This window comes from Paenarthrobacter sp. 10N417, assembly GCF_056394745.1.
The window spans coordinates 21,811-47,090 of record NZ_JBFTIL010000016.1 but is presented as its reverse complement, the minus strand read 5'-3'; the positions used below and the strand labels follow the sequence as shown (position 1 = coordinate 47,090).

The following is a 25,280-nucleotide window of genomic DNA, read 5'->3' as shown; positions in this document are numbered from 1 at the left end:
ACGATAGGAAAACGCATGGAAACAGTGCTCCAGCCGCCCGGCGGCGAGGATGAGTATTTGAAGCACCGGCGCCTTAAACGGGGTGCCGCCGGTTGGGTTCTCCTCGCGGGACTTGGGGTGGCCTACGTGATCTCCGGCGATTTCGCGGGCTGGAACCTGGGCCTGGCACAAGGAGGCTGGGGCGGTCTGCTGATCGCCTTCCTGCTCATGGCCGTTATGTACACGTGCATGGTTTTCGGGCTCGCTGAACTTTCATCAACGCTCCCGACGGCGGGGGCTGGCTATGCGTTCGCCCGCCGAGCCCTGGGGCCACTCGGGGGATTCGCGACAGGTATGGCGGTCCTCATCGAATACGCGGTGGCCCCGGCAGCTATTGCCACGTTCATCGGCGGCTATGTTGAAGCGCTTGGCCTCTTCGGCCTCACCAACTCATGGCCGGTCTACCTGGTCACCTACGTCATCTTCATCGGAATCCACATCCGCGGAGTCGGCGAAGCATTGAAGATCATGTTCGCCATTACCGCGGTGGCAACCATCGCACTGGCCGCCGCCGTCGTTGGCCTGCTTCCCAAGTTCGATTCCGCCCGCTTGTTCGATATTGTTCCCGATGGTTCCGCCGGCTCCAGCGCCTTCCTGCCCATGGGTATCGGCGGCATCCTGGCGGCGCTGGTCTACGGAATCTGGTTCTTCCTGGCAGTGGAGGGCGTTCCCCTCGCGGCTGAGGAAACGTCCAACCCCAAGCGGGACATGCCCCGGGGAATCATTGTGGCCGTCATCATCCTGGTCATCTTTGGCGCCCTCATGCTGGTCCTGGTCCCGGGGGCAGCCGGCTCGCAAGCCATGAGCGAATCCGACAACCCGCTCCCTGAGGCACTACGCATTGCCTACGGTGGCAACACTTTCCTGGCCGACTTCATCAACTACGCCGGCCTGGCCGGACTGGTAGCCAGCTTCTTCTCCATCATTTACGCCTACTCACGGCAGCTGTTTGCCCTGTCACGGGCGGGATACCTGCCCCGTTGGCTGTCCCTGACCGGCGCCCGGCGCACCCCGTACTGGGCATTGATCGTCCCGGGCACGGTCGGCTTCCTGCTGGCAGCCCTGACCCGTGACGGTGCCCTGCTCATCAACATCGCAGTCTTTGGCGCCACAGTTTCCTACGTCCTGCTGAACCTCTCGCACATCGTCCTTCGCAAGAAGGAACCCAACCTGGAACGCGGCTACAGGACGCCGGGCGGAGTCGTCACGACGTCGATTGCCCTGGTCCTGTCCGCCGTGGCAGTCGTGGCGACGTTCGTCGTCGACGTCTTTGCCGCTTCCATTACGGCAGCGATTTTTGCCGCTGCCCTCGTTTACTACTGGCTCTACAGCCGGCACCGGATCGTGGCGGGCGCACCCGAAGAAGAGTTCGCCCAACTCGCCATGGCCGAGGCCGAGCTGAAGTAACAGCCAGCAGAACCTGACATCCACTCACAGAACCACACTGCGGAGACATCATGAATTCCCACATCCAAGAGTCCAGCCGGAACCGGCAGCTCACCGTCGACGAACTGCGCGAATCCGTAGCTAGCGGCGAAATTGATACCGTCATTGTCGCCATCACCGATGCGCTGGGTCGCCTCCAGGGTAAGCGTTGTGGTGCACGCTCCTTCCTCGAAGACGTTCTGGACCACGGCGCAGAGGGCTGTAACTACCTGCTGGCCGTGGATGTCGAAATGCAAACCGTGGACGGTTACGCGATGTCGTCCTGGGAGACCGGGTACGGCGACATGGTAATGATGCCGGACATTTCAACCCTCCGGAGAGTCCCTTGGCTCGACGGCACAGCCATCGTGCAGTGCGATGTCCTGTGGACGGACCGGACGCCGGTAACCGCATCACCACGGCAGATCCTGAAGGCCCAGATCGAGCGGCTCGAAAAGCTGGGCTACCGGGCCCACGCAGGGACCGAACTGGAGTTCCTGATGTTCGATGACTCCTACAACCAGGCCTGGCAGAAGAACTACACCGGCCTCGCGCCGTCGACGCAGTACAACGTGGACTACTCGCTCCTTGCCACCGCCCGGCTGGAACCAGTGATCCGTTCCATCCGCAACAACATGGAAGCGGCGGGCCTGGTGGTCGAGTCGTCCAAGGGCGAGTGCAACCTCGGTCAGCAGGAAATCACGTTCCGCTTCGATGAAGCCCTCGCCGCCTGCGATAAGCACACGTTCTACAAGAACGGCGCCAAGGAAATCGCGGACCAGCACGGCAAGAGCATCACGTTCATGTCCAAGTTCAACGAACGTGAAGGCAACTCCTGCCACATCCACTTCAGCCTCACCGACCTGGACGGGAACCCCGCGCTGGCGGGCGACGGCGAACACGGCTTCAGCCCCCTGATGGAACGGTTCGTCGCCGGTCAACTCGCGGCGCTGCGCGAACTCGCCTATTTCCTGGCACCCAACATCAATTCCTACAAACGCTTCGTGGAGGGCAGCTTCGCGCCAACAGCGATCGCCTGGGGCTTGGACAACCGCAGCTGCGCGCTCCGCGTGGTGGGCCACGGCCGCGGCCTTCGCACTGAAAACCGTGTGGGCGGCGGCGACGTGAACCCCTACCTGGCCGTGGCTGCAATGATAGCCGCTGTCATCCATGGCATCGAGAACGATCTCCAGTTGCCGGCAATCACCAAGGGCAATGCCTACGAGTCCGACGCGGAACGGCTGCCCACAACCTTGCGGGATGCGCGGGACCTCCTGGCCGAAAGCAGCATTGCGCGCAAGGCTTTCGGCGACGACGTTGTGGACCACTACGTCCACGCCGCCAACGTAGAGCTCACCGCTTATGACAGCGCCATCACAGATTGGGAGCGGGTCCGTGGCTTCGAACGTCTCTGAAACCTACGGGCAACCGTACAAGCCCAGAATCGCGCTCACCAGTTACCTTCAGGACGCCTCCTGGGGAGTGTGGAATACGACGGCGGCGATTCTCCCCGGATCGTACGTGGAGGCGGTGGTCGCAGCCGGAGCAACACCTATCCTGCTGCCTCCGCTGGGCACCGACGAATCCGTGCTGGATCTGGTGGATGGCTTGATCGTGGTGGGAGGTCCCGACGTCGATCCTTCCCTGTACGGTCAGGCACCGCATCCCACCACCAAGTCCCAACCACTGCGGGACAAGCATGACTCAGCCCTGATCCGTGCCGCGCTTGAACGTGGGCTCCCGCTGTTCGCGATTTGCCGGGGAGCCCAGCTCCTCAACGTGGTTTTAGGCGGGACGCTGATCCAGCACATCCCGGACGTCCTTCCCGGCAGCAACAGTCAGCCAGCACCTGGGGTCTATGGTGAGGCGGCATTTGACACCACGCCGGGCAGCCTCATCCACCACCTCCTGGGTGATTCCGCCACTTCGCCGTGCTACCACCACCAGGCCATGGACGACGTGCCTGAAACCCTGCGGGTGACAGCCCGCTCCGCCGATGGCCTGGTGCAGGCCATTGAAACCACGGAGGGCGGCTGGGTTCTTGGCGTCCAGTTCCATCCGGAACACAACCCCCATGATCTCCGACTGTTCCGTGGCTTTGTGGACGCCGCCGCCGGCTACCGCTCAGACCAGACCGCAACCATGAAAGCGATGTCCCCCGCATGACAGCAACAGTGTTTGATGTGATCAATCCGGCCACCGAGGAGGTCATCCAGACCGTCCCGCTCGCTGGCGTGGCCGAAACAGACGCCGTCATTGCCAAGGCAGCCGACGCCTACGAAACGTGGCGCGCCGTGGCCCCCGCGGACCGGGCGTTGCTGCTGCGACGGTTCGCTGCCGCCGTCGACAATGACCTGGAGAACCTCGCGCAACTGGAGGTGCGCAACGCGGGCCACACCATTGGAAACGCTCGATGGGAAGCGGGCAACGTACGCGACGTCCTCAATTACTACTCCGCCGCCCCGGAACGTCATTTCGGCCGCCAAATTCCCGTGGCAGGCGGCGTCAACATGACCTTCCACGAGCCGCTGGGCGTTGTTGGCATCATTGTTCCCTGGAATTTCCCGATGCCGATTGCCGGATGGGGATTCGCGCCCGCACTTGCGGCAGGCAATACGGTGGTGCTCAAACCGGCGGAGGTGACACCGCTGACCGCGATCCGCCTTGGTGAATTGGCTCTGGAAGCGGGCCTTCCTGAGGGCGTCTTCCAAGTGATTCCGGGCAAGGGTTCCGTGGTGGGCCAGCGGTTCGTCACGCATCCGGCGGTCAGGAAGGTGGTGTTCACCGGCTCAACCGGCGTTGGCAAGCAGATCATGGCAGGCTGCGCTGACCAGGTGAAGCGCGTGACGCTGGAACTCGGCGGCAAGAGCGCCAACATCATTTTCGACGACGCCGATCTTGAGATGGCTGCGGCCGCCGCCCCCGGCGGTGCTTTCGACAACGCCGGGCAGGACTGCTGCGCACGCTCCAGGATCCTCGTGCAGCGCAGCGTCTACGAACGCTTCCTGGAACTGTTGGAGCCAGAGGTCCTCGGCATGCGTGTCGGAGACCCCGCAGATCCGGCCACCACCATGGGGCCGCTCATTTCGGCCCAGCAGCTGGACACGGTTTCGGCTTTCGTGCCCGACGGCGCCCCGGTCGCCTTCCAGGGAAAGGCCCCGGAAGGACCGGGCTTCTGGTTCCCGCCCACTGTGCTCACACCGGATCTGAAGGCGCCGTCCTTTACCGATGAAATCTTCGGCCCGGTTGTTGCAGTGATCGCATTCGACGACGAAGCAGATGCCATCCGGATCGCCAACAACACCGAGTACGGCTTGTCCGGCTCCATCTGGACGTCCAAGGTTGACCGGGCACTCCGTGTGGCCCGGGGAGTCGAATCGGGCAACCTCTCCGTGAACTCCCATTCCTCCGTCCGGTATTCCACCCCGTTTGGCGGCTTCAAGCAGTCCGGCCTCGGCCGTGAGCTCGGCCCGGACGCCCTGGATGCCTTCAGCGAAGTCAAGAACGTCTTCATTTCCACCCAGTCCGCCTGATCTTTTTCCACTTTTTTCAAAGGAGAGCACCCATGCAAGCAGTAGTTTCCAACCGTCTCGCCGGCCGCAGCGCAGTCATCACTGGTGGTGCCAGCGGCATCGGCCTGGCCACGGCACGCCGGATGGCAGCTGAGGGCGCCAACGTGGTGATCGCCGACATCGAACCGACCTCAGGGATTGCGGCCGCCAGCGAAGTAGGCGGCCTGTTCGTCAAAGTAGACGTGACCAGTGAAGAAGAAGTCCGCAACCTCTACGCCCAGACCAAGGAGACGTACGGCAGCGTTGACATCGCGTTCAACAACGCGGGCATCTCTCCCGCCGACGACGCTTCCATCCTGGACACCGGAATCGACGCCTGGCGCCGGGTGCAGGAAGTGAACCTGACCTCCGTCTACTACTGCTGCAAGTACGCCATTCCTTACATGCAGGAGCAGGGCAAGGGATCCATCATCAACACGGCATCGTTCGTGGCCGTCATGGGCGCGGCAACATCCCAGATTTCCTACAGCGCCTCGAAGGGCGGCGTCCTGTCCATGAGCCGGGAACTCGGCGTCGAGTTTGCACGGCAGGGCATCCGCATCAATGCGCTGTGCCCGGGACCGGTGAACACTCCCCTACTGAAGGAACTCTTCGCGAAGGATCCTGAGAAGGCAGCACGCCGCTTGGTGCATGTTCCTCTGGGCCGCTTCGCGGAACCGGAAGAGCTGGCTGCAGCCGTCGCGTTCCTTGCCAGCGATGACGCTTCCTTCATCACGGCCTCCACATTCCTGGTGGATGGCGGCATCTCGGGCGCTTACGTCACTCCTCTCTCGTAGCATCTCTCCGGCTGCCCCTGCCCTCCTTGGGCGGGGGCAGCTTTCGTATTTAATGCTCTTGACGTCGCGATAGTTACCGATATATCGTTAACTATCGCCGATAATCCTTCGGCGAACACTCACACCGAAAGGACGATGCTGTTATGAAAGGCATCCACGAACACGACAACACCTTCCCGGAGCATGGCTCCGGACTCCCCGAACACAGCCAGGGAAGAGGCCGCTTCAATCGGGGCAAGGGGCGCCGCGGTCCCCACGGACACGGCGGACCCGGCTTTGGACCCGGCGGCTTCGGGCCTGGTTTTGGACCCGGCGGCTTCGGCCCGGGCGGTTTCGGCCCCAGGGGCTTTGGTCCCGGTGGCGGGCGGCGGGCAAACCGCGGCGACGTCAGGGCTGCCATCCTGTCTCTGCTGGCCGAGTCGCCATCCAACGGCTATGGGCTGATCAGGACGATTGCAGAAAAGACGTCCGGAACATGGCGGCCCAGCCCTGGATCCGTCTACCCCACCTTGCAGCAGCTTGTTGATGAAGAGCTCATCACGGCCGTGGGCGAGGGACGTCGGACAGAATTCACGTTGACGGACGACGGCCGCGCCTACGTTGCCGAGCATGAGGAAGAGCTCGCCAATGCCTGGAACACCGAGGCCGACGGAAACATGCAGGAGTTCCACCAGAGCATCGGGAAACTCATGGGCGTCGTCCACCAGTTCCGCGCCGCGGCAACCGACGAACAACGGAGGGCAGCAATCGAGAAACTCGATGAAACCCGCCGTGCGCTGTACCTGATCCTGGCCGACTAATTCCCCCTTGACCTTGACGTAACGTCAACCATTACTGTCAAAGGACAAGCCAGGAACGAGAAGGCCAGGACGGAGGACTCATGGACTGGTCGATCCAGGAAATCGCAAAGATGGCAGGGACCACCAGCCGCACGCTGCGTCACTACGACGACATAGGGCTGCTCAAGCCAAGCCGGACCGGGCATAACGGCTACCGCTATTACGACGGTCCGGCCTTGGTGCAGCTCCAGCGGATCCTCCTGCTCAGGGAGCTTGGACTGGGTTTGCCTGCAATTGCCGACGTGCTTGCCCGGGAGACCGACACCGTCAAGGCGTTGAGCGGCCACTTGGAATGGCTTGGGCAAGAGCAGGACCGACTGGCGCGGCAAATCGCGTCGGTCCGGCAAACCATTGACACATTGAAAGGGGATGGAAAGTACATGGCACAGGACATGTTTGATGGCTTCGACCACACGCAGTACAAGGACGAGGTAGAGGAGCGCTGGGGCAAGGACGCTTACGCCACAAGTGACGCTTGGTGGCGCGGTATGAGCGCCGAAGAAAAACAGCAATGGAAGGAACGCTCCCGCAAACTCGGGAACGACTGGATCTCCGCCGCCACGGCCGGAATTGCACCCGACAGCGCTGAAGCACAGGAACTGGCAAGGCGCCACGTCGAATGGCTCCGCGGAATCCCTGGAACCCCGACGGCGGCACCTGGCGGAGACGTGAAGGGTTATGTCACAGGCCTCGGCGAGATGTACGTTGCGGACCCCAGATTTGCCGCGAACTATGGCGGGGAGTCAGGAGCCACGTTCGTTCGGGATGCCCTGCGGGTTTACGCGGAGGAGAACCTGTAGGCAGCCGGGATGCGTTGACCGGGGTTTGGCAATAGTCTGGCCGAATGGGTACTAGCACCGTAAAGTCCAGCGAACAGGTTGACCGGCAGACTCGCATTCTCGAAGCGGCCCTGGAACTGCTGTCCCGCCACGGCATTTCGGGTATTAATATGCGGGCGGTGGCGCGTGAAGCCGGCGTCGCCTTGGGGCTCGTGAACTACTACTACGAAGACAAGTCGAGCTTGATCCGTGCGGTACTTCACCGGATTGAAGAGCACGACCTCATGCTGGTGGAGCCGGAGCCGGCCTCAACCCCTGAGGAGCAACTCCGAGAGTCACTTCGGCGCGTTGCGGACCCCGATCTCCTGACCACGCCGTACCTGTCCCTCCGCCTCCACCTGTGGGCTCTCGCCCAGGCGCATGAGGACTTCGCACGGATCAACGCGGCGGCGTTCGACCGGTATCTGGACGGGCTAGCCACACTCATAGGGAATGCCAAACCCGAGCTTTCCGCCGATGAGAGTAAGGAGCGCGCAGCAGACATCGTCGTCGTGCAAAACGGCATGTGGCTCACCACGCTCCTGGGTATCGACAAGGCTGCCATCGAGCGAGGCATTGCCCGCACGGAGCAGATCGCTTTCGCTCCTTCGCGTCACGCCGACCGGCATTGATGAAGCGCGATTCTGGACCTTCTACGCCCGCCATCCCGCTCTAGTTGACTGGCTGGGGCCTTCCGGGCAGGCTGTGAGGACATCCGGCAAGGGGGACCACGATGACTTATCGACGCTCGTTGGCGGCTACCGCGGTGCTGCTTGGGTTTGCCCTTTCCGGATGCCAGCCTGTTGCCGGGCCGCGCACGGTCGGGTCTCCCGCAGCAGCTGTGCCCAGCCCGTCGTCCTCTGAGCTTTCGGTCATCATCCAGACGGCCGTTGAGGACCGCAACGGCACTGCCCTCGGCGTTCCCCCGGCACCGCATCTCAGCGACGTGCAATCGACGGCGGCCTACCGGGCGAAGCGCGCGAGGGACCTTCCGGTGGTGGCGAGGTCAAAGGCCGGCTTCAAGTCGATGGGTTTCTGGTACACGCACTTTTCGACGACGATCACGGTGGAGTCAATCGAGGTGGCCGGCTCGGAAGCGAGCGTCCATTTCAAGGAATTGACCGAGGAACACCAGGCCTCGGCAGCGAATGGACCAAGCAACATCCCGTCCGGCTACTCGCTGCCGCAGACGGCGATGTTCCGGGCATCCGCGGATGGCTGGCAGCTCGACAGCATCACGCCGTCAGTACATGGTGGCGGCTTACCCATGTCCGTCGTCGAGTAGTGGGAACGGGGCTGGATGCCCTGTAGCGGCTCGGGCCGCGATTAGTACCAGTACCGTCTTCCGGCAAGAGGGCGTCCGATTGCACCGAGCACCAAGAGGATGAGGCCGATAACAGCCACAATCCACCCAATAGTTATCAGGATTCCAATGTTGAAGATATAACCAAGGATTAGTAGAACAACTCCGAGTATGAGCATTTCAGTCCTTACCTTTCCAAATATTCTGACAAACCCTAAGTTGCAAGGGGGTTGCTTGCCCTCGTCTCATTCGTACCACACTGGGTTATCGAGTGGAACAGGAACCTTCAACAGATGTTCGTCCCAGCACCGTCCTTTTTTGGCGCATATCCTGAGCTCGATGAAGATGCCGTTTACACCCGGAACATAGTTAACCCTGGGCGTGGCTAGAGAAGCGGACCTGCATGTCCGGCGACCAGTAGCGTGCTGCCCTCTTCCCGGATCCAGACTTGGGTCATGGGCATGCGATTTTGCCTCCGGCCGGCCGTTGTGGACACATCGTCAGAAGCGATGCAGGTCAAGACAGCTGTTGTACAGAAGATCGTGATCGTGGGCTGTTCGAGGGTTTGCGAGTGCCAATTGTTCTGGCCGCCGATGTTTGATCGAACGTAGGTATCGCGGTCGAATCGCTCGCCTTGATGCGAGATCCAGCAAAACTTGGGGTGCAGCAGACGAATCAAAGATTCTCCGTCACGTCGCGCTAGGGCGTCGGCCCTTTCTACAGCAGCTTTGAGCACCTCGTCCTGAGTGAGCATTCATTGAGTGTGTCAGTCAATGGCTGGTGTTGGGAACTGACAGTTCCGAGAACTAATCAAGAAACGGTCATTTTTCCTTGCCACTTATCGGGTTTTTGCCGTGCCACTTATCGAGTCGTCCGACGATGGTGCGGTTTCGACCTAGACTGCCGTGAACTCTTTTCCTGCCAAGGGGCAATACAGTTTGTGACTACCGATAGCGACTTGATTCGCCGATCCAGCAAGGACCCGCAGGCCTTCGCTGCGCTTTATGACAAGTATTCGCGGGCGGTGTACCGCTACGCGGCTACCCGGGCAGGTGACTCAGTAGCTGAAGACGTCATGTCGCAAACGTTCTTGGTCGCCTATGAAAGCCGGGAGGCTTTTGATTACGAGTGGGATGATGCCAGGCCATGGCTATTCGGCATCGCGACCAATCTTCTCCGCCGGCATCACCGTACTGAAGCAAGGCGGCTAAGAGCCTTCGCGAAAGCTGCAGGCAGAGACAGCTACGAGGACGGTGCCGATCGTGTGGCTGAGCGGCTGGACGCAGCCGTGAAGTCTTCCAATCTGGCCGCAGCGATCAGGACGCTTTCGACAGCAGATCGGGAATGCTTGCTGCTCTATGCGTGGGCTGACCTGACTTACGAGGGCATAGCACTGGCAACCGGCGTTCCCGTTGGCACTGTCCGGTCACGGCTTAACAGGGCGCGGCGCATCATTCGAGGTGCCGCCGGCCTGCTGAACATAGATGAAGAGGAGATTGAGCATGGACGAGCTATCACTCCTGCGCGAAATGCGTGACAGGACTCCCATTGCCACCGATGCGGCTATCGACAGGGGTCGGACCAAGTTACTGCAAGGTATTGATCCCCACGCGGTAAAGCTTCAGAAGAACCCGCGTCGCCGCATGGCAATGAGGTGGGGGCTTGTTTCAGCGGCAACGGCTTTAGTCGCTGGCCTCCTGGTCAGTGGCGACGTCTTTGGGCCCGGCCCACTGCGGGGAGCAGCCACCGCGCAGGCCGCGGAGGTGCTCAACGCCGCTGCCGAGACGACCATCCAGACAGCAGACCTTGTACCGGGCCCTGGACAGTACTTGAAGATCCAAAGCACCAATATGTGGGGTAGTGCCGCGGTTACGGCAGATGGCAGCGAGTATGAGTGGCTGGACACTGAAAAGAGCGCCATGTACATCCCAGCCAACCGCGAGGAGGAGTGGGTCTGGGAAAGATCAGGAAGAATCCCCACAACGTTCTTTGATGAGAAATCGAAAGAATACGCCTCCAGTATGGAACCTGCCGAAGCATACGTGCTCCGGGGCAATAACGGAGGCTTCTACGGCACCCCACCTGAGCAGTCCAGCTTTCCATCGCAGGATGCCCTGGCCACCTTCCCACGCGATCCAAACGCCCTCCTGGCTGAGATCCAGCGGCAAACAAACGGCAAGGGCCAGTCCAAGGATGGCGAGGCGCTGGTGTTCATCGCAGACCTGCTCAGGACGGGCATAGTCCCTGCCGATCTCCGCGCTGCACTGTACAAGTCTGCAGCGCTCATCCCAGGGGTGACCGTCACCGACGAGCAAGCCACGCTCGATGGAAGAAAAGGCATCGCCATCGGGCGAGTGGAGACAGCTTCCAACCGCCGTCAAGACATCATCATCGACCCCAAGACAGGTCTGTTGATCGGCGAACGTGAAGTGCTGACCGAACCCCGGGGATCTATTCCTGCGGGAACAGCTACGACTTGGACCGCGATCGAAACGACCATTTCGGAGACCGCACCGTAACGCTCCGCCTGTTCCCTCATGGATGATGGCAGCGAGACGAGAGTAACGAGGGAAGAAGACCGGCATCGTGTGTGCCGGTCTTCTTTAACTTTTTCTGATTCGGTGAAACCTTTTGGGCATTGCCGGACACTAAAGGGCATGGGGAACAACAGAGACAGCGAAGAGGGGTTGTGGCACCAGAGTCTTTCGGGCCATGGCGATGCCTTTGGCGCCTTGTACGACCTGCATCGGGACCGGGTCTTCCGCCATGCGTACCGGCTCTGCGGGAACCACCACGACGCTGAAGACATCATGGCTGCCTCCTTTCTTGAGCTCTGGCGGCGGCGAAAGCAGGTCCGGGTCGTGGAAGGATCGATCCTTCCGTGGTTGCTGGTTACGACGACGAACATGTCACGTAACAGCGCCCGGACGGCGTTGCGCTACCAACGCCTCCTGAAAGCCCTTCCCCGCAGCGGCGACCTGACGGACCCAACGTCAGATTCTTACCGCTCTTACCAGGACAACCTTGACCATGACCTTGCCCAGGCTCTTGCGACACTGACGCCCGAGGATCTGCACCTGGTCACGCTGGTCGTTTTCGAGGAGCACACCATCGTTGCCGCCGCCACTGTCCTGCATCTGACCCCTGCTGCAGCGAAATCAAGGATGCACCGAGCCCGCCAGCGGCTCAGAGCAGCCCTCAACGGTGATGCATCAACAAACACGCCCACGGCTCCAACCCCGGTCTTGGAAGGAGAACGGCCATGAAGCAGCTCTACGTCGACGATCACTTCAGTGACGCCCTGCGGGCGGAACTCGTCTCCCAGGTCAAGAAGGAAACGCTGTCTGCGAAGCGGAGGCGCACCAGGGTGTGGCTTGGTACCGGCGCTCTGGCCGGTGCGGGACTGCTTGGCATTGGAGCGGCGGCAGCAGGACTCTTCTTCATCCCTGGAAGCGAGAAAGTGACCCCCTTGGCTTCACCTGTGACCACAACCTACGCCGGCACAGCAACCGTTGAGCTGGGCACTCCGCCCGAGGGAACCACGGGGATTCRAATCGAACTTAGGTGCCTGACCCCTGGCCGGTTTGAGTTTCCCGACGGTGCCTCGAGCAGCTGCTCAGATGTGGATGCCGCAAGCGACCGGGTGGGCTGGAGCGGCTACACCATTGCACTCACTCCCGGCCAGGACAGCATCACGATCAAGGCCGACCCCGAGGCCCGCTGGCAGCTCACCGCCGAGTATGTGAAGCAGGAACGAACACCCCTGGGCATCAATGCGAAGGGCGAAACCTACGGCGTCGAAAGCCAGGAGAACGGAACCCCCGACTTGATCGCTGTGATGGCCACCAACGGGCAATCCGGTTACGCCTACGCCAGCGACCTATACGACGGCCCCATGCCGACCAGCCCTGAAGACGCGGTCAAGAACTTCAACAGCCCTCGCCCTCCGCGCGAGGTCCCCGTCTTCCAAAGCGATGGAGAAACCCAAATCGGCGTCTTCATGGCCTCCGGCTCCGGCGGGGGAATAGCCTCCTACCCAACGCGAAGCGCCCCGCCCGGATGAACCGATTAGTCGCTCGGTCAGCATCCACCTTTGAGGGAGCACAATGAAACCCGTTCGGTTATGGCGATGCCTGATCCTGCCCCTTTTTCTCACCATGCTGCTGACATCGTGCGGCAACGAGTTGGCGGGCGATCCGGTAACTACTGAGCCCACGACGAAGGCCACTGGCTCAATCCCTGGTTCTAGCAGTAGCCCCGTTCCAAGTGGTGGCCCCTTTGCGTGCGTGGACTGGGTACGGTTTGCGACCCCTCAGGACCAATACGACAAAGCCGGCCTGGTGCTCATCGGAAAGTCTGTAAGACGGGCAGGAGGGACCACAATTTATGGTCAGGAGGCCACTACCCACGTTGTGGAAGTCGAGCAGGCACTGAAAGGGGATCCCGGACACGGGAACGTGCGCATCACCTCTACACCCCCGACCTGCACGGCAGGAGGGTCCTACCCTGATGGCGACCCACTGGACACTGCTGAAAGAGTCATCATTTTCGCCACCAAGCAGGGCGACGAATGGTTCACCATAACCCCCGCACAGGGAGTGCTGTCTTTCCCCCAGGGGTCAGAACTTCCCTTTCACTGAATCAGCCCATACGTATTGGACTAGCAATAAATCCCGCGCCACCTCCCTAAGGCCTGAACTCAACGGCCCGGAGCCGCGATTTTCGCACCGGACAGACGAAAATAAGGAGCCTTATCTATCAAAGAATTAGTCCAGAATCTATTCTGTGTTTATGGGTATGTTTAGCGCCCATCAGGCCACCGGCACACCCCGGGAAGCCCATCCCGATCCGGGGGCCGTCTCTATAAGGAGGCGTCGATGTCAACTCCCGATCTGCCGACTCGCGGGCCAGCAAGGCCCGGTCCGTATATTGTGGCCGGAATCCTGCTAGCCATCTCCGTTCTGGTTCCCTTGTTCGTCCCGGCGTACGCAATGGATAAGCCACGGCTCGCCGGTATGCCGTTCTTCTACTGGTACCAAATGCTCTGGGTCCCGATCACCGCGGGCCTGGTCGGGGTCTCCTACTGGCTGGTTACCAAGGAGGACCGCCGCCGCCGTGCGGCCGTCCGGGGCACACGCTCGCAGGAACAAGCCGAGGAGCAGGAACAATGAACGCGCTCGCCGTACCGGTAGAGACCACCGGCGATCGTCCCGTCAACGGTATCGCGCTCGCCATCGTCGTCGCTCTCTTTATTCTCGTGGCGGTTTTGGGTTTCTTCGCTGCACGGTGGCGTGCGGACAGAGAGACCGGTTTGCACAGCCTCGATGAATGGGGGCTGGGTGGCCGTGGTTTTGGAACGTGGGTGACGTGGTTCCTCCTCGGTGGCGACCTCTACACGGCCTACACGTTCGTGGCAGTCCCGGCGGCAATGTGGGCAACGGGAGCAGTGAGCGGCTTCTTCGCGGTGCCGTATACGATCGTGCTTTACCCGATCGTGTTCCTGTTGATGAGCCGGCTGTGGTCGGTCTCGCACCGGCATGGGTTCGTTACCCCGGCGGACTTCGTTGGTGGGCGCTATGGCAGCAGGGCGCTGACCGTTGCCGTCGCCCTTACTGGCATTGTCGCCACGATGCCGTACATCGCGCTGCAATTGGTTGGCATCAAAGCCGTGCTCACGGTGCTAGGCCTCGGCAGCGCCGAGAATGCACTGTTGACAGACTTGCCGCTGATCATCGCTTTCGTAGTCCTGGCCGCCTACACGTACACCTCGGGCCTGCGCGCCCCGGCGCTTATCGCCGTCGTGAAGGATCTTTTGATCTATCTGGCCGTCATCGTCGCGGTGATCTATATGCCGATCAAGTTCGGGGGCTGGGACAACATCTTTGGCGCCGCCCAGACGAAACTCGACGCCGTTAGTCCCGCTACAGGCAAACCGGCTGGCATCTTTATCCCAGGCGCTGCCAGCTACTCGGCGTATTGGACGCTCGCTCTTGGCTCGGCGATGGCGCTGTTCATGTACCCGCACTCGGTGACGGGGGTCCTGGCGACCAAGAGCAGGAACACGATCCGCAAGAATGCGGCAGTGCTTCCGTTGTACTCGCTGATGCTGGGATTCCTTGCCCTCCTGGGCTACGCAGCCATCGCTGCTGGCACCAAGCCCGTTGACCTCAACGGTGCCGTAAATCCGCAACTAGTGGTTCCGCAGTTGTTCTTGGACAACTTCCCCGCATGGTTTGCAGGGATCGCCTTGGCCGCCATCGCGATCGGCGCCCTGGTTCCAGCAGCCATCATGTCGATCGCAGCTGCCAACTTGTTTACCCGCAACATCTACCGCGACCTGATAAAGCCCGACGCCGACCCGCGGCAGGAAGCGAGGGTCTCCAAGATCGCGTCGCTCGTGGTGAAGTTCGGAGCACTGATCTTCGTCATCGCGATGGACCAGTCTGCCGCAATCAACATGCAGCTTCTCGGCGGTATCTGGATCCTGCAGACATTCCCGGCGATCGTGGCAGGACTCTACACCCGCTGGTTCCATCGCTGGGCGCTCTTCGGAGGCTGGGTAGCCGGAATCATCTACGGAACCGTTGCGGCTTACAACGTGGTGAATCCGGTGACGAAGGCCAATTTCGGTGGCTCCATCGCCGCCATCCCCGGCACCAACGTGCAGGTTTACATCGCCGTAGTGGCCTTCGCGATCAACCTGATTGTTGCCGTTATCCTGACACTGCTCTTCCGTGCGATGAAGCTCCCCGACGGAAAGGACATTACGCGAAACTCCGACTACGGAGCGGACGAGAACGACCCCAAAGTCGCCAAGCTCCAGCGCGAATACCCACTCAGCTAAGATTCCGCATAATGAGACGTTTTTGCTCGCATAATGGACGCATCCTTTAGCCTGCACTGTATGGATGACAGTCTGATAACCCAAGTGGACCTTCCGCCCTTTGTAGATGCCGCGTGGCTTACGGCGCACCGAAGCAACGTTGTTACCGCTGATGTTCGGTGGTACCTCGACGGCGCGTCGGGCCGTGCAGCGTACGACGGCGGGCACCTTCCAGGTGCGGTGTTCGTGGACCTGGATTCATGGCTGTCTGGGAGTTCGGGACCACACGGGCTGAACCCGCTTCCCGACTATGAGGTGTTCGCACAGGGAATGTCCTCGTTGGGAATCGGCGACGACACGACCGTCGTCGCCTATGACGACGCCGGAGGAGTCATCGCCGCGCGGCTCGTGTGGATGCTGCGTGCGCTCGGGCACCGGGCGGCGTTGCTCGACGGCGGGATTGCCGCGTGGACGGGACCGCTGGAGACGAAGCCCGTGACGCCGACGCCCGCGACCTTCACGCCGTCTCCGTGGCCGGAGGAGCATCTCGCCCAGCTTGGGGACATCACGGCAGGGGTTGCCGGGATCATCGTCGACGCCCGCAATGCCGACCGCTTCGACGGAAGCCTCCAGCTGCCCACCGACCCCCAAGCCGGACACATCCCCGGGGCTGTGAACGTCCCGTGCCGTGGAAACCTGGCCCCTGATGGACGCCTGCGCCCGATCGCCGAGGTCCGACGAGCGTTTGCGAAGGTTGGGATCGAAGACGCGAGTGCCGTCATCTCTTACTGTGGATCGGGCGTCACGGCCTGCCACAACCTTCTCGCCCTGGAGCATGCAGGACTCGGCCGCGGCCGACTCTACGCAGGCGGTTGGTCAGAGTACGGAGCCGAGCCTCACCGCCGAGCCGAGCTTGGCTGACAACTGACCTACGCCTTCCAGCCTCCGTGGGAATCGCTGGTGGCTTGCGTAGCATTGGGGCTCAACAACTATTGGGGGTAGTAGTGAATTTAAGTCCAGCCTTCGGAATCCTCGGGATCCTTTACGCGGTCTTCGTGATCGCGGTGTCCGTCCTGGCGGTGTACGCCCTGGTCTTGGCCATCATCTTCTTACGGCTGAGGATCGCTGAGTTGAAGAGGGCAGCACGGCCCGAGGACAGCTGACGCCGCTGCGCAATTGCGGGATACGGGTGTTCCGGAGTGCCCGCCCTGATCGACCAATACCATTCGCGCGGGTACGCGCAGCCCTGGCCGTCGTTTCTTCTGTCACAAATCCGAGGGCTGTCCGGTCTTAGTCAGTAACGAGACCGGAGGACTTGCTGCGCCAATGAAATCCAAGATGAGATACCGGCGCGCGCCTCAAGGAATCTTAACTTCAGATATCCCGAGTGAATGGAATGTAGTGATGAAGCCTCAGGAACTGCTCGTGTCGACGTCGGTGCTCGTCATTGGCACGGGAGGTGCCGGACTCCGCGCCGCGATCGAACTGGCCGAGCTGGGTGTGGATGTGCTCGCTGTCGGCAAAAGGCCCAGAAGCGACGCCCACACTTCGCTCGCGGCGGGAGGCATCAACGCCGCTCTCGGCACAATGGATGCGGATGACAGTTGGCAGCAGCATGCCGCAGACACAATCCTGGAGAGCTACGATCTTGCGAACCCTGAGATCGTGGAGATTGTCACCAAAGGTGCCGCGCAGGGAATCAGCGACCTGGAACGTTACGGCATGCCGTTCGCCCGCGAGGAAGACGGGCGGATCAGCCAGCGTTTCTTCGGTGCTCATACGTTCCGCCGGACAGCTTTCAGTGGCGACTACACAGGGCTTGAAATTCAGCGCACGCTTGTGAGTCGCGCCGCGGAGCTCGACATTCCAATATTGGACGATGTTTACATAACGCGCATTCTCGTCACCGAGGGCCAGGTCTTCGGTGCCTATGGCTTCCGGCTCTCGGACGGGACGCGCTATCGGATCCATGCCGACGCCGTGGTGCTCGCTGCCGGAGGGCATACCCGCATCTGGCGACGCACGTCCAGCCGGCGGGACGAGAACACTGGTGATTCCTTCCGCCTGGCAGTGCTCGCAGGCGGCCGCATCCGCGACCCCGAGCTGGTCCAGTTCCATCCATCAGGCATTCTTGAGCCAGAGAATGCTGCAGGAACGCTCATCTCGGAAGCCGCGCGCGGCGAGGGCGGCATCCTCACCAACGCCCTCGGCGAACGATTCATGGCCAAATACGATCCAGAGCGCATGGAGCTCTCCACCCGCGATCGTGTCGCATTGGCTTGTTATACAGAGATTCAAGAGGGGCGCGGCACGGCCAATGGTGGCGTGTGGCTGGACGTTTCACATCTGCCTCGGGAGACGATCATGCGTCGCCTGCCGCGTGTTTATCAGACCATGCTCGAATTGCAGATGCTCGATATCACGACGACGCCAATGGAAATCGCACCAACAGCGCATTACTCCATGGGCGGCGTCTGGGTCCGTCCCGACGATCACAGCACGGATGTCGCGGGTCTCTACGCAATCGGGGAGGCCTCAAGCGGCCTGCATGGCGCCAACCGATTGGGAGGCAACTCGCTGATCGAGCTACTGGTCTTCGGTAGGATCGTCGGCAATGCCGCCGCTGAGTATTCAGACTCCCTAACTGCACACGTGCGGTCAGCGGAAGCGGTGGATGAAGCTCGGAAAGAGATAGATAAGCTGCTCAACGCCAAGGGACGTGAGAACGTCCGCGTACTTCAGCGGGCCATCCGAGACACCATGACCGAGCATGCGGGTGTTGTGCGTAACGAAGAAGGTCTTAAGCAGGGCTTGGCCGAGCTCGACGACATTGAGGCCCGCATCATCGACGTGGGCGTGCATCCCGACATTGCCGGATATCAGGATCTTGCACACGCTTTCGACTTGAAGGCAGCCGCTCTTGCCGCCCGTGCGACGCTCGAAGCTGCCCGTGAACGCCGTGAAACACGAGGCTGTCATAACCGCAGCGACTATCCGGATCTTGATTCAAGCTTGCAGGTGAATCTTGTCTGGTCTCCTGCTCGTGGCATCGAGCACGAAGCCATCGCGCCTGTATCGCACGAGATTGCGAAGCACATGCGTCGACCGGTCATGACCGCTGACAAACTCGTCGAGTGAGTGGGGGGGTAAGAATTGGAATACCAATACGCGGCCAGATTCGCCCGCCGTCGTAGGTCACCCAGGCTCAGGCTTCCACGGCCAGCGTCCAATCCTTCGAGCAGTAACATTGGGCGCATGGATGCCGACACGGGGTCAGCGGCCGAATTGGAAACGGCATCGACTATTTTCGCTGAAGTCCGTCCTCGATTGTTCGGGATCGCCTACAGGATGCTCGGAAGTGTCAGCGAGGCCGAAGACATCGTCCAGGAGACGTGGGTCCGGTGGCAGACGTGCGATCGCAGCCTGGTTCGGCATGCGCCGGCCTTCCTGGCGACTACCGCCACCCGCCTTGCCATCAATGTCGGGCAGTCAGCACGTGTCCGTCGTGAGACGTATGTGGGTCCGTGGCTGCCCGAGCCTGTGGACACAAGCGCGGACCCTGAACTGGGTGCCTTGCGTGGTGAAGCGCTCGAATTTGCGGTGTTGCTGATACTGGAAAAGTTATCGCCCACCGAACGTGCAGCGTACGTGCTGCGGCAGGCATTCGACTACCCGTATGAGCAGATCGCTGAGGTCATCCAACAGACAGAAGGCAATGCCCGCCAGCTCGTTAGCCGGGCACGCAAACGCCTTGCTGAGGAGAAACGTGCTGAGGTGAGCGTGAGCGAGCAGCGGAATCTGCTGGAGGCATTCCTGGCTGCTGCGCGAACCGGCAACCTGGCCGCGCTGGAGGCGCTGTTCGCCGCTGACGTTGTCAGTTACTCCGACGGCGGCGGGAAGGTTCGGGCTTCGAAGTTCCCTGTTGTCGGACGGGAACGGGTCGCGAAGTACTATCAGGCGTTCGCGTCGCGTTTCTGGCTTGGTGTCGATACCCAGGCTTTCATGGCCAACGGCCGGCCCTCCGCACGCCTGGCGCGGGACGGGGTGGTTTTTGCGGTGGTGACCCTCACTGCGTCCGCCGACGGTATTGATCGGCTGTTGTGGACGATGAATCCAGACAAACTCTCCGGCGTGACGAGGGTTGGGGGCTGACTGTCACAGATTGATCCGGTATCCGGTCATAGCTGGTGGACGGAATGGCCCTACATTCCGCTACGCCAACATCGGAGGGAAAGATCATCATGAAGATCGTTGTAATCGGCGGCACTGGCCTGATCGGCAAGCAAGTTGTGGAGATCCTCAGCAGTCAGGGTCATGAGGCGAAAGCGGCGTCCCCCTCCACCGGGGTGGATTCGGTGACCGGCCATGGATTGGATGAGGCGATGGTGGGGGCGGACGTCGTTGTCGACTTGACGAACACGTCGGATTTCGACGAGAAGGTAGTCGTTCCCTTCTTCTCCACTTCATCCCGCAATCTTCTCGCTGCCGGGAAAAGGGCTGGCGTGCGGCATCATGTGGCACTGTCTGTCGTTGGAACCGACCGTATCGACGTCGGCTACTTCGCCGGAAAAACCGCCCAGGAGAAGGCTGTTAGAGATGGCGGAGTGCCGTACACCATTCTGCGGGCAACTCAATTCTTCGAGTTCATCCCGATCATCGCCAATGCAGGAATGCGCGACGGCTCCATTTATGCAACAAATTACCTGATGCAGCCGATGGCTGCTGCCGACGTTGCCCGCATCGTGGCGGAGACGGCCGTCTCGCCAGCGATCGACGGCGTCCTGGAAATGGCGGGTCCTGAGCGCTCAGGAATTAATGAATTCGTAGGCCGGGTTCTCGAGGCCCACAATGATCCCCGCCCAGTGGTTGTTGACACCCAGGCCGGCTACTTCGGCATACCGATCGAAGAGACGAGCATCGTTCCCGTGGGTGAATCCCGGATCGGGGACATCACCCTCAAAGAGTGGCTGAACGTGACGTCCTAGCACGGCCTGTCTTTGCTCAGCCTGTCACAGATTGTGTTGGTACCCGGTCATACCTGGTGGACGGATGTCACTGCATCCCTTCACGCCCACTTATCGGAAGGAAAGATCATGAAGATCGTAGTTATCGGCGGCACTGGCCTGATCGGCTCGAAGCTGGTCAGCAAGTTCCGCGAACATGGACACGAAGCAGTTGCCGCTTCCCCTGACTCAGGCGTGAACACGCTCACGGGCGAGGGCCTCGCGGATGTCTTGCAGGGAGCGGACACCGTAGTCGATGTGTCGAACTCGCCCTCGTTTGAAGATGCGGCTGTGCTCGATTTCTTTACAACCTCCACCCGCAACCAGCTCGCTGCGGAGAAGGAGTCCGGTGTCGGGCACCATGTCGCGCTTTCGGTCGTGGGCACCGAGCGACTGTTGGAGAGCGGCTACTTCCGGGCGAAAATCGCTCAGGAGAAGCTCATCAAGGAATCGGGCGTCCCCTATTCGATTGTTCATGCGACGCAGTTCTTCGAGTTCGTCAAGAGCATCGCCCAGGCCGCGACCGAGGGAAACATTGTTCGTCTGTCGCCCGCCCGGATCCAGCCAATGGCCGCGGAGGACGTGGCCACCGCAGTTGCACGCACTGCCGTCGGAAGTCCACAAAACGCCATCGTTGAGGTCGCCGGTCCCGAGCAGTTCGGTCTCGACGAGCTCATCCGCAAGGGCCTCAGCTTCCGTGGCGACCCCCGCGAGGTTGTCACTGACCCCAGCGCGCGCTACTTCAACGCCATGCTCCAGAATGGCGAGCTGCTTCCCGGCACCGAGGCGACCATTTATGACACCCGCTTTGAGGAGTGGCTGAGCCAGCAGTAGCCGGACCGTGTGCGGGGTGTCCTTTACAGAGGACCGTTGAAAAGGGCGCTCCGCTCCCGGCTTTTCGATTAAAAATGTACTCAAAATGGCCCCTGTGGAGGAGACCCCTTACTCAGTGTCAGCAGTCTATTGACCGAGTATTTGGGCAGGTCTAGCGTTGCGAATGGCAGTGGGACTATCCCCCGCCGTTCCCATTGGAGGTCCATTATGGCCGTTGCAGTAATCATGGATTTCACCGAAGGCACACTTGAGGATTATGACAAAGTGGTGCAGCGACTAGGACTCGCTCCCGGCGGACCCGGGGCCCSGGGCGGGCTCTTCCATTGGGCATCAGGGACCGACAACGGTGCCCGGATCGTGGATGTGTGGCGGACCCGCGAGCAGGCCGATTCCTTCTACCAAGAGAAGCTCGGCCCGGTTACAGCCGAACTCGGAATTGCGCAGCCGGAGATCAGCTATTTCGATGTCCACAATTTCCAGACCGCAGGACCTGAGGCCTGACAGCCCTCGCAGGACGCAGACGACGACGGCGCCCTCCGGCAACCGGAGGGCGCCGTTGTTGTCCGCCCGGAAGGGCAGTGCCTGATCACCCCGGAGCGCGCAGCCAGCACCACTTTGAACATTTGTTCATATTTTCTCTTGAACAGATGTTCAAGATGCACTAATCTCCAAGGTATGACCCAAGCCACATTCTCCGATTCCGCATCCACGCTTTTCATCAACGGCTCGTGGGAGCCGGCCGCGTCCGGTGCGGTCCGCCAAATCCACAACCCGGCCGACGGCGAACTGGTCGCCACGGTGTCCGAGGCTGGCCGCGAAGATGCCGAGCGCGCCATTTCTGCCGCTCGTGCAGCCTTCGACTCCGGCGTCTGGTCCTCTGTCCCGGCGCCCGATCGCGGCGCGTTCCTGCTGAAGGTCGCCGCTGAACTGCGCGAACGCCGGGAGAAGTTCGCCCGGGCCGAATCGCTGGACACCGGCAAGCGGATCATCGAAAGCCGCATCGACATCGACGACATCGCTGCCTGCTTCGAATACTTCGGAAGGCTCGCTGGGCAGTCCGCGGGCCGGGTAGTCGACGCCGGGGACAACGCCGTCGTCAGCAAAGTTGTCTACGAGCCCGTTGGCGTCTGCGGGTTGATTACGCCGTGGAACTACCCACTGCTGCAGGCTGCATGGAAGATCGCTCCCGCCCTGGCCGCTGGCTGCACCTTCGTCCTCAAGCCCGCCGAGCTGACCCCGTCCACGGCAATCCTTGCCATGCAGTTGCTTAAGGACCTTGGCCTGCCGGACGGCGTCGCCAACCTCGTGACGGGCCCGGGCGCCAAAGCGGGCGCCCCCCTTTCGGAGCACCCTGACATTGATCTGGTCTCCTTTACGGGTGGCCTGGAAACCGGCAAGCGCATTGCCGCGGCCGCCGCTGGCACTGTAAAAAAGATAGCCCTGGAGCTCGGCGGCAAGAACCCCAACGTTGTGTTTGCGGACGCTGACTTCGACGCCGCCGTCGACAATGCGCTGAACGGCGCGTTTGTGCACTCAGGCCAGGTCTGCTCCGCTGGGGCGCGGCTGGTGGTGGAGGAATCCATCGCCGAGCGCTTCGTCGACGAGCTGGTCCGCAGGGCACAGGACATCCGCCTCGGCGGCCCGTTCGATGAGTCCGCCGAAACCGGACCGCTGATTTCCGCAGCCCACCGCGAGAAGGTCGATGCCTACGTCCAGCGTGGCGTGGCGGAGGGCGCACGCCTGCGTTGTGGCGGCGCGGCGCCTGAAGGCGAGAAGTACGACGCCGGTTTCTACTACCAGCCGACTATCCTGGACCGCGTCCAACGGGGAATGTCGGTTGTCATCGACGAAGCCTTCGGCCCTGTAGTAACTGTGGAAACCTTCCGCACGGAAGACGAAGCCGTCGCCACTGCGAACGACACCATCTACGGACTGGCGGGCGCCGTCTGGACGCAGGATGCAGGCAAGGCACAGCGGGTAGCAGGCCGGTTGCGGCACGGCACCGTTTGGATCAACGACTACCACCCCTACCTTCCGCAGGCCGAATGGGGCGGCTTCGGCCAGTCCGGCGTCGGCCGCGAGCTCGGTCCCACTGGACTCGCTGAATACCAGGAAGCCAAGCACATCTACCAGAACACCAACCCGCAGGTAACCGGCTGGTTCGCTGAGCGCAGCAAGGAGAAATAGATGCACACCGACAACATCGAGAACCTCAATGACCGAGGGTTCGACTACGTGGTCATCGGCGGCGGCTCTGCCGGGGCCGCTGTAGCGGCCCGTCTGAGCGAGGATCCTTCCGTTACCGTGGCGCTGGTTGAAGCCGGTCCGGATGACCGCGGCCTCCCCGAGATCCTGCAGCTTGACCGTTGGATGGAACTGCTGGAGTCGGGGTATGACTGGGACTACCCGGTGGAACCGCAGGAGAACGGCAACTCCTTCATGCGCCACGCCCGCGCCAAGGTCATGGGTGGCTGCTCGAGCCATAACTCCTGCATCGCTTTCTGGGCTCCTCGCGAAGACCTGGACGAGTGGGAGTCAAAGTACGGCGCCACCGGCTGGAACGCTGCTGCCGCCTGGCCGTTGTACCAACGCCTCGAAACCAACGAGGACGCCGGCTCGGATGCTCCCCACCATGGCGACTCGGGGCCAGTGCACCTGATGAACGTGCCACCGACGGATCCCACCGGCGTCGCGCTCCTTGACGCCTGCGAGCAAGCCGGCATCCCCCGCGCAAAGTTCAACGATGGCAGCACTGTGATCAACGGCGCCAACTTTTTCCAGATCAACCGCCGTTCGGACGGCACGCGTTCCTCCAGCTCGGTCTCCTACATCCACCCCATCATCGATCGTGAAAACTTCACGCTGCTGACTGGCCTGCGTGCCCGCCAGTTGGTGTTCGACGCAGACAAGCGCTGCACCGGTGTGGACGTCGTTGATTCGGCTTTCGGCCGGACCCACCGTCTCACAGCGCAGCGCGAAGTCATCCTGTCCACCGGCGCCATCGACTCCCCCAAGCTCCTCATGCTCTCCGGCATCGGCCCGGCCGAACATCTCGCCGCACACGGCATCGACGTGGTGGTCGATTCCCCCGGCGTCGGCGAGCACCTGCAGGACCACCCGGAAGGCGTGGTGCAGTTCGAGGCCAAGCAGCCGATGGTGCAGACCTCCACCCAGTGGTGGGAGATTGGCATCTTTACTCCCACCGAAGAGGGTTTGGATCGCCCGGACCTGATGATGCATTACGGCTCTGTCCCGTTCGATATGAACACCCTTCGGTACGGCTACCCCACMACGGAGAATGGCTTCAGCCTCACGCCGAACGTCACCCACGCCCGTTCCCGCGGGACCGTCCGCCTGCGCAGCCGGGACTTCCGCGACAAGCCGATGGTTGACCCCCGTTACTTCACGGATCCGGAGGGCCACGACATGCGCGTCATGGTTGCTGGCATCCGCAAGGCCCGGGAAATCGCCGCTCAGCCGGCCATGGCTGAATGGGCCGGCCGGGAGCTCTCCCCTGGGATCGAGGCACAGACGGACGAGGAACTGCAGGATTACATCCGCAAAACGCACAACACGGTCTACCACCCGGTCGGCACCGTCCGCATGGGACCAGTAGAGGACGACATGTCACCACTGGATCCCGATCTGCGGGTCAAGGGCGTCACCGGCCTGCGCGTTGCCGACGCCTCCGTCATGCCGGAACACGTCACCGTGAACCCGAACATCACCGTCATGATGATTGGTGAGCGGTGCGCAGACCTCATCAAGGCAAGCCGGACGGATGAAACCACGACGGCGGAGGCGGACTTCAGCTTGGCCCCCGCCTGAGCAGGTGATTGGCGCAGAAA

25 protein-coding genes are annotated in these 25,280 nt (G+C 61.6%); 24 read left to right on the top strand and 1 reads right to left on the bottom strand.

Annotation, left to right across the window (positions count from 1 at the left end; translation table 11 throughout):
- Positions 1 to 15 precede the first annotated feature (15 nt).
- From eat to AC1DCM_RS18400, 9 genes are all read left to right on the top strand, one after another.
- Positions 16 to 1,446 (top strand): ethanolamine permease, encoded by a 1,431-nt coding sequence (gene eat, locus AC1DCM_RS18440; RefSeq protein ID WP_477519250.1) that lies wholly within the window; start codon positions 16 to 18, stop codon positions 1,444 to 1,446.
- Positions 1,447 to 1,496: 50 nt separating this feature from the next.
- On the top strand, positions 1,497 to 2,879 hold the full coding sequence (locus AC1DCM_RS18435; RefSeq protein ID WP_477519249.1) for a glutamine synthetase family protein: 1,383 nt from the start codon (positions 1,497 to 1,499) through the stop codon (positions 2,877 to 2,879).
- The gene (locus tag AC1DCM_RS18430) at positions 2,860 to 3,630 is read left to right on the top strand and encodes a gamma-glutamyl-gamma-aminobutyrate hydrolase family protein (protein ID WP_477519248.1); all 771 of its coding nucleotides are present in this window, start codon (positions 2,860 to 2,862) and stop codon (positions 3,628 to 3,630) included. The genes AC1DCM_RS18435 and AC1DCM_RS18430 overlap by 20 nt, the downstream gene beginning before the upstream one ends.
- Positions 3,627 to 4,997 carry an aldehyde dehydrogenase family protein gene (locus AC1DCM_RS18425; RefSeq protein WP_477519247.1) on the top strand — a complete coding sequence of 457 codons (1,371 nt, stop codon included), beginning with the start codon at positions 3,627 to 3,629 and terminating at the stop codon, positions 4,995 to 4,997. Before AC1DCM_RS18430 ends, AC1DCM_RS18425 begins: the two co-directional genes overlap by 4 nt.
- A 32-nt stretch (positions 4,998 to 5,029) precedes the next feature.
- Positions 5,030 to 5,812 carry a 3-oxoacyl-ACP reductase gene (locus AC1DCM_RS18420; protein WP_280626356.1) on the top strand — a complete coding sequence of 261 codons (783 nt, stop codon included), beginning with the start codon at positions 5,030 to 5,032 and terminating at the stop codon, positions 5,810 to 5,812.
- Between the two features lie 143 nt (positions 5,813 to 5,955).
- Positions 5,956 to 6,612, top strand: coding sequence for a PadR family transcriptional regulator (locus tag AC1DCM_RS18415; protein ID WP_477519246.1), 657 nt, complete (start codon positions 5,956 to 5,958; stop codon positions 6,610 to 6,612).
- A gap of 80 nt (positions 6,613 to 6,692) precedes the next feature.
- Positions 6,693 to 7,451: a MerR family transcriptional regulator gene (locus AC1DCM_RS18410; RefSeq protein ID WP_477519245.1), complete on the top strand. Its 759-nt coding sequence runs from the start codon at positions 6,693 to 6,695 to the stop codon at positions 7,449 to 7,451.
- Positions 7,452 to 7,495: 44 nt separating this feature from the next.
- Entirely contained in the window at positions 7,496 to 8,101 is a 606-nt protein-coding gene (locus AC1DCM_RS18405) for a TetR/AcrR family transcriptional regulator (RefSeq protein ID WP_477519244.1), read from the top strand.
- A gap of 101 nt (positions 8,102 to 8,202) precedes the next feature.
- Positions 8,203 to 8,754 (top strand): hypothetical protein, encoded by a 552-nt coding sequence (locus AC1DCM_RS18400; RefSeq protein WP_477519243.1) that lies wholly within the window; start codon positions 8,203 to 8,205, stop codon positions 8,752 to 8,754.
- Between the two features lie 403 nt (positions 8,755 to 9,157).
- Here AC1DCM_RS18400 and AC1DCM_RS18395 read toward each other — a convergent pair whose 3' ends face one another.
- Positions 9,158 to 9,526 (bottom strand): nuclear transport factor 2 family protein, encoded by a 369-nt coding sequence (locus AC1DCM_RS18395; RefSeq protein ID WP_477519242.1) that lies wholly within the window; start codon positions 9,524 to 9,526, stop codon positions 9,158 to 9,160.
- Between the two features lie 186 nt (positions 9,527 to 9,712).
- On the opposite strand from AC1DCM_RS18395, the gene AC1DCM_RS18390 reads away from it, so the two are divergent.
- The 15 genes from AC1DCM_RS18390 to AC1DCM_RS18320 all read left to right on the top strand — a co-directional run bounded on the left by AC1DCM_RS18390 (position 9,713) and on the right by AC1DCM_RS18320 (position 25,260).
- Positions 9,713 to 10,309, top strand: coding sequence for an RNA polymerase sigma factor (locus AC1DCM_RS18390; RefSeq protein ID WP_477519241.1), 597 nt, complete (start codon positions 9,713 to 9,715; stop codon positions 10,307 to 10,309).
- Positions 10,275 to 11,291 carry a CU044_5270 family protein gene (locus AC1DCM_RS18385; protein ID WP_477519240.1) on the top strand — a complete coding sequence of 339 codons (1,017 nt, stop codon included), beginning with the start codon at positions 10,275 to 10,277 and terminating at the stop codon, positions 11,289 to 11,291. The genes AC1DCM_RS18390 and AC1DCM_RS18385 overlap by 35 nt, the downstream gene beginning before the upstream one ends.
- Before the next feature lie 138 nt (positions 11,292 to 11,429).
- Complete coding sequence (locus AC1DCM_RS18380; RefSeq protein ID WP_477519239.1) at positions 11,430 to 12,038, top strand: RNA polymerase sigma factor; 609 nt, start codon at positions 11,430 to 11,432, stop codon at positions 12,036 to 12,038.
- Positions 12,035 to 12,835 carry a peptidase M56 family protein gene (locus tag AC1DCM_RS18375; protein ID WP_477519238.1) on the top strand — a complete coding sequence of 267 codons (801 nt, stop codon included), beginning with the start codon at positions 12,035 to 12,037 and terminating at the stop codon, positions 12,833 to 12,835. Before AC1DCM_RS18380 ends, AC1DCM_RS18375 begins: the two co-directional genes overlap by 4 nt.
- An 814-nt stretch (positions 12,836 to 13,649) precedes the next feature.
- Complete coding sequence (locus tag AC1DCM_RS18370; RefSeq protein ID WP_477519237.1) at positions 13,650 to 13,943, top strand: DUF3311 domain-containing protein; 294 nt, start codon at positions 13,650 to 13,652, stop codon at positions 13,941 to 13,943.
- Positions 13,940 to 15,616, top strand: coding sequence for a monocarboxylate uptake permease MctP (gene mctP / locus AC1DCM_RS18365; RefSeq protein WP_477519236.1), 1,677 nt, complete (start codon positions 13,940 to 13,942; stop codon positions 15,614 to 15,616). Before AC1DCM_RS18370 ends, mctP begins: the two co-directional genes overlap by 4 nt.
- 60 nt (positions 15,617 to 15,676) lie before the next feature.
- Positions 15,677 to 16,516 carry a sulfurtransferase gene (locus tag AC1DCM_RS18360; RefSeq protein ID WP_477519235.1) on the top strand — a complete coding sequence of 280 codons (840 nt, stop codon included), beginning with the start codon at positions 15,677 to 15,679 and terminating at the stop codon, positions 16,514 to 16,516.
- Between the two features lie 83 nt (positions 16,517 to 16,599).
- Entirely contained in the window at positions 16,600 to 16,758 is a 159-nt protein-coding gene (locus AC1DCM_RS18355; RefSeq protein ID WP_477519234.1) for a hypothetical protein, read from the top strand.
- Positions 16,759 to 16,999: 241 nt separating this feature from the next.
- Positions 17,000 to 18,733, top strand: a complete 1,734-nt coding sequence (locus tag AC1DCM_RS18350) for an FAD-dependent oxidoreductase (RefSeq protein ID WP_477519233.1) — start codon at positions 17,000 to 17,002, stop codon at positions 18,731 to 18,733.
- Between the two features lie 117 nt (positions 18,734 to 18,850).
- Positions 18,851 to 19,747: an RNA polymerase sigma-70 factor gene (locus AC1DCM_RS18345; RefSeq protein WP_477519232.1), complete on the top strand. Its 897-nt coding sequence runs from the start codon at positions 18,851 to 18,853 to the stop codon at positions 19,745 to 19,747.
- 89 nt (positions 19,748 to 19,836) lie between these two features.
- The gene (locus tag AC1DCM_RS18340; protein WP_477519231.1) at positions 19,837 to 20,580 is read left to right on the top strand and encodes an SDR family oxidoreductase; all 744 of its coding nucleotides are present in this window, start codon (positions 19,837 to 19,839) and stop codon (positions 20,578 to 20,580) included.
- A 108-nt stretch (positions 20,581 to 20,688) separates the two neighbouring features.
- The gene (locus AC1DCM_RS18335) at positions 20,689 to 21,432 is read left to right on the top strand and encodes an SDR family oxidoreductase (protein WP_477519230.1); all 744 of its coding nucleotides are present in this window, start codon (positions 20,689 to 20,691) and stop codon (positions 21,430 to 21,432) included.
- Between the two features lie 207 nt (positions 21,433 to 21,639).
- On the top strand, positions 21,640 to 21,933 hold the full coding sequence (locus AC1DCM_RS18330) for a hypothetical protein (RefSeq protein WP_477519229.1): 294 nt from the start codon (positions 21,640 to 21,642) through the stop codon (positions 21,931 to 21,933).
- A 174-nt stretch (positions 21,934 to 22,107) separates the two neighbouring features.
- Positions 22,108 to 23,619, top strand: coding sequence for an aldehyde dehydrogenase family protein (locus tag AC1DCM_RS18325; protein WP_477519228.1), 1,512 nt, complete (start codon positions 22,108 to 22,110; stop codon positions 23,617 to 23,619).
- Positions 23,620 to 25,260 carry a GMC family oxidoreductase gene (locus AC1DCM_RS18320; RefSeq protein ID WP_477519227.1) on the top strand — a complete coding sequence of 547 codons (1,641 nt, stop codon included), beginning with the start codon at positions 23,620 to 23,622 and terminating at the stop codon, positions 25,258 to 25,260.
- Positions 25,261 to 25,280 lie beyond the last annotated feature (20 nt).

Bases quoted from the DNA above. Each gene is read 5' to 3' on its own strand.
- AC1DCM_RS18420 (WP_280626356.1), top strand. From the start codon at position 5,030: ATGCAAGCAGTAGTTTCCAACCGTCTCGCCGGCCGCAGCGCAGTCATC.
- AC1DCM_RS18405 (WP_477519244.1), top strand. From the start codon at position 7,496: ATGGGTACTAGCACCGTAAAGTCCAGCGAACAGGTTGACCGGCAGACT.
- AC1DCM_RS18395 (WP_477519242.1), bottom strand. From the start codon at position 9,526: ATGCTCACTCAGGACGAGGTGCTCAAAGCTGCTGTAGAAAGGGCCGAC.
- AC1DCM_RS18385 (WP_477519240.1), top strand. From the start codon at position 10,275: ATGGACGAGCTATCACTCCTGCGCGAAATGCGTGACAGGACTCCCATT.
- AC1DCM_RS18325 (WP_477519228.1), top strand. From the start codon at position 22,108: ATGACCCAAGCCACATTCTCCGATTCCGCATCCACGCTTTTCATCAAC.
- AC1DCM_RS18380 (WP_477519239.1), top strand. From the start codon at position 11,430: ATGGGGAACAACAGAGACAGCGAAGAGGGGTTGTGGCACCAGAGTCTT.
- AC1DCM_RS18400 (WP_477519243.1), top strand. From the start codon at position 8,203: ATGACTTATCGACGCTCGTTGGCGGCTACCGCGGTGCTGCTTGGGTTT.
- AC1DCM_RS18350 (WP_477519233.1), top strand. From the start codon at position 17,000: ATGAAGCCTCAGGAACTGCTCGTGTCGACGTCGGTGCTCGTCATTGGC.
- AC1DCM_RS18335 (WP_477519230.1), top strand. From the start codon at position 20,689: ATGAAGATCGTAGTTATCGGCGGCACTGGCCTGATCGGCTCGAAGCTG.
- eat (WP_477519250.1), top strand. From the start codon at position 16: ATGGAAACAGTGCTCCAGCCGCCCGGCGGCGAGGATGAGTATTTGAAG.
- AC1DCM_RS18345 (WP_477519232.1), top strand. From the start codon at position 18,851: ATGGATGCCGACACGGGGTCAGCGGCCGAATTGGAAACGGCATCGACT.
- AC1DCM_RS18370 (WP_477519237.1), top strand. From the start codon at position 13,650: ATGTCAACTCCCGATCTGCCGACTCGCGGGCCAGCAAGGCCCGGTCCG.
- AC1DCM_RS18360 (WP_477519235.1), top strand. From the start codon at position 15,677: ATGGATGACAGTCTGATAACCCAAGTGGACCTTCCGCCCTTTGTAGAT.
- AC1DCM_RS18340 (WP_477519231.1), top strand. From the start codon at position 19,837: ATGAAGATCGTTGTAATCGGCGGCACTGGCCTGATCGGCAAGCAAGTT.
- mctP (WP_477519236.1), top strand. From the start codon at position 13,940: ATGAACGCGCTCGCCGTACCGGTAGAGACCACCGGCGATCGTCCCGTC.
- AC1DCM_RS18415 (WP_477519246.1), top strand. From the start codon at position 5,956: ATGAAAGGCATCCACGAACACGACAACACCTTCCCGGAGCATGGCTCC.
- AC1DCM_RS18435 (WP_477519249.1), top strand. From the start codon at position 1,497: ATGAATTCCCACATCCAAGAGTCCAGCCGGAACCGGCAGCTCACCGTC.
- AC1DCM_RS18410 (WP_477519245.1), top strand. From the start codon at position 6,693: ATGGACTGGTCGATCCAGGAAATCGCAAAGATGGCAGGGACCACCAGC.
- AC1DCM_RS18425 (WP_477519247.1), top strand. From the start codon at position 3,627: ATGACAGCAACAGTGTTTGATGTGATCAATCCGGCCACCGAGGAGGTC.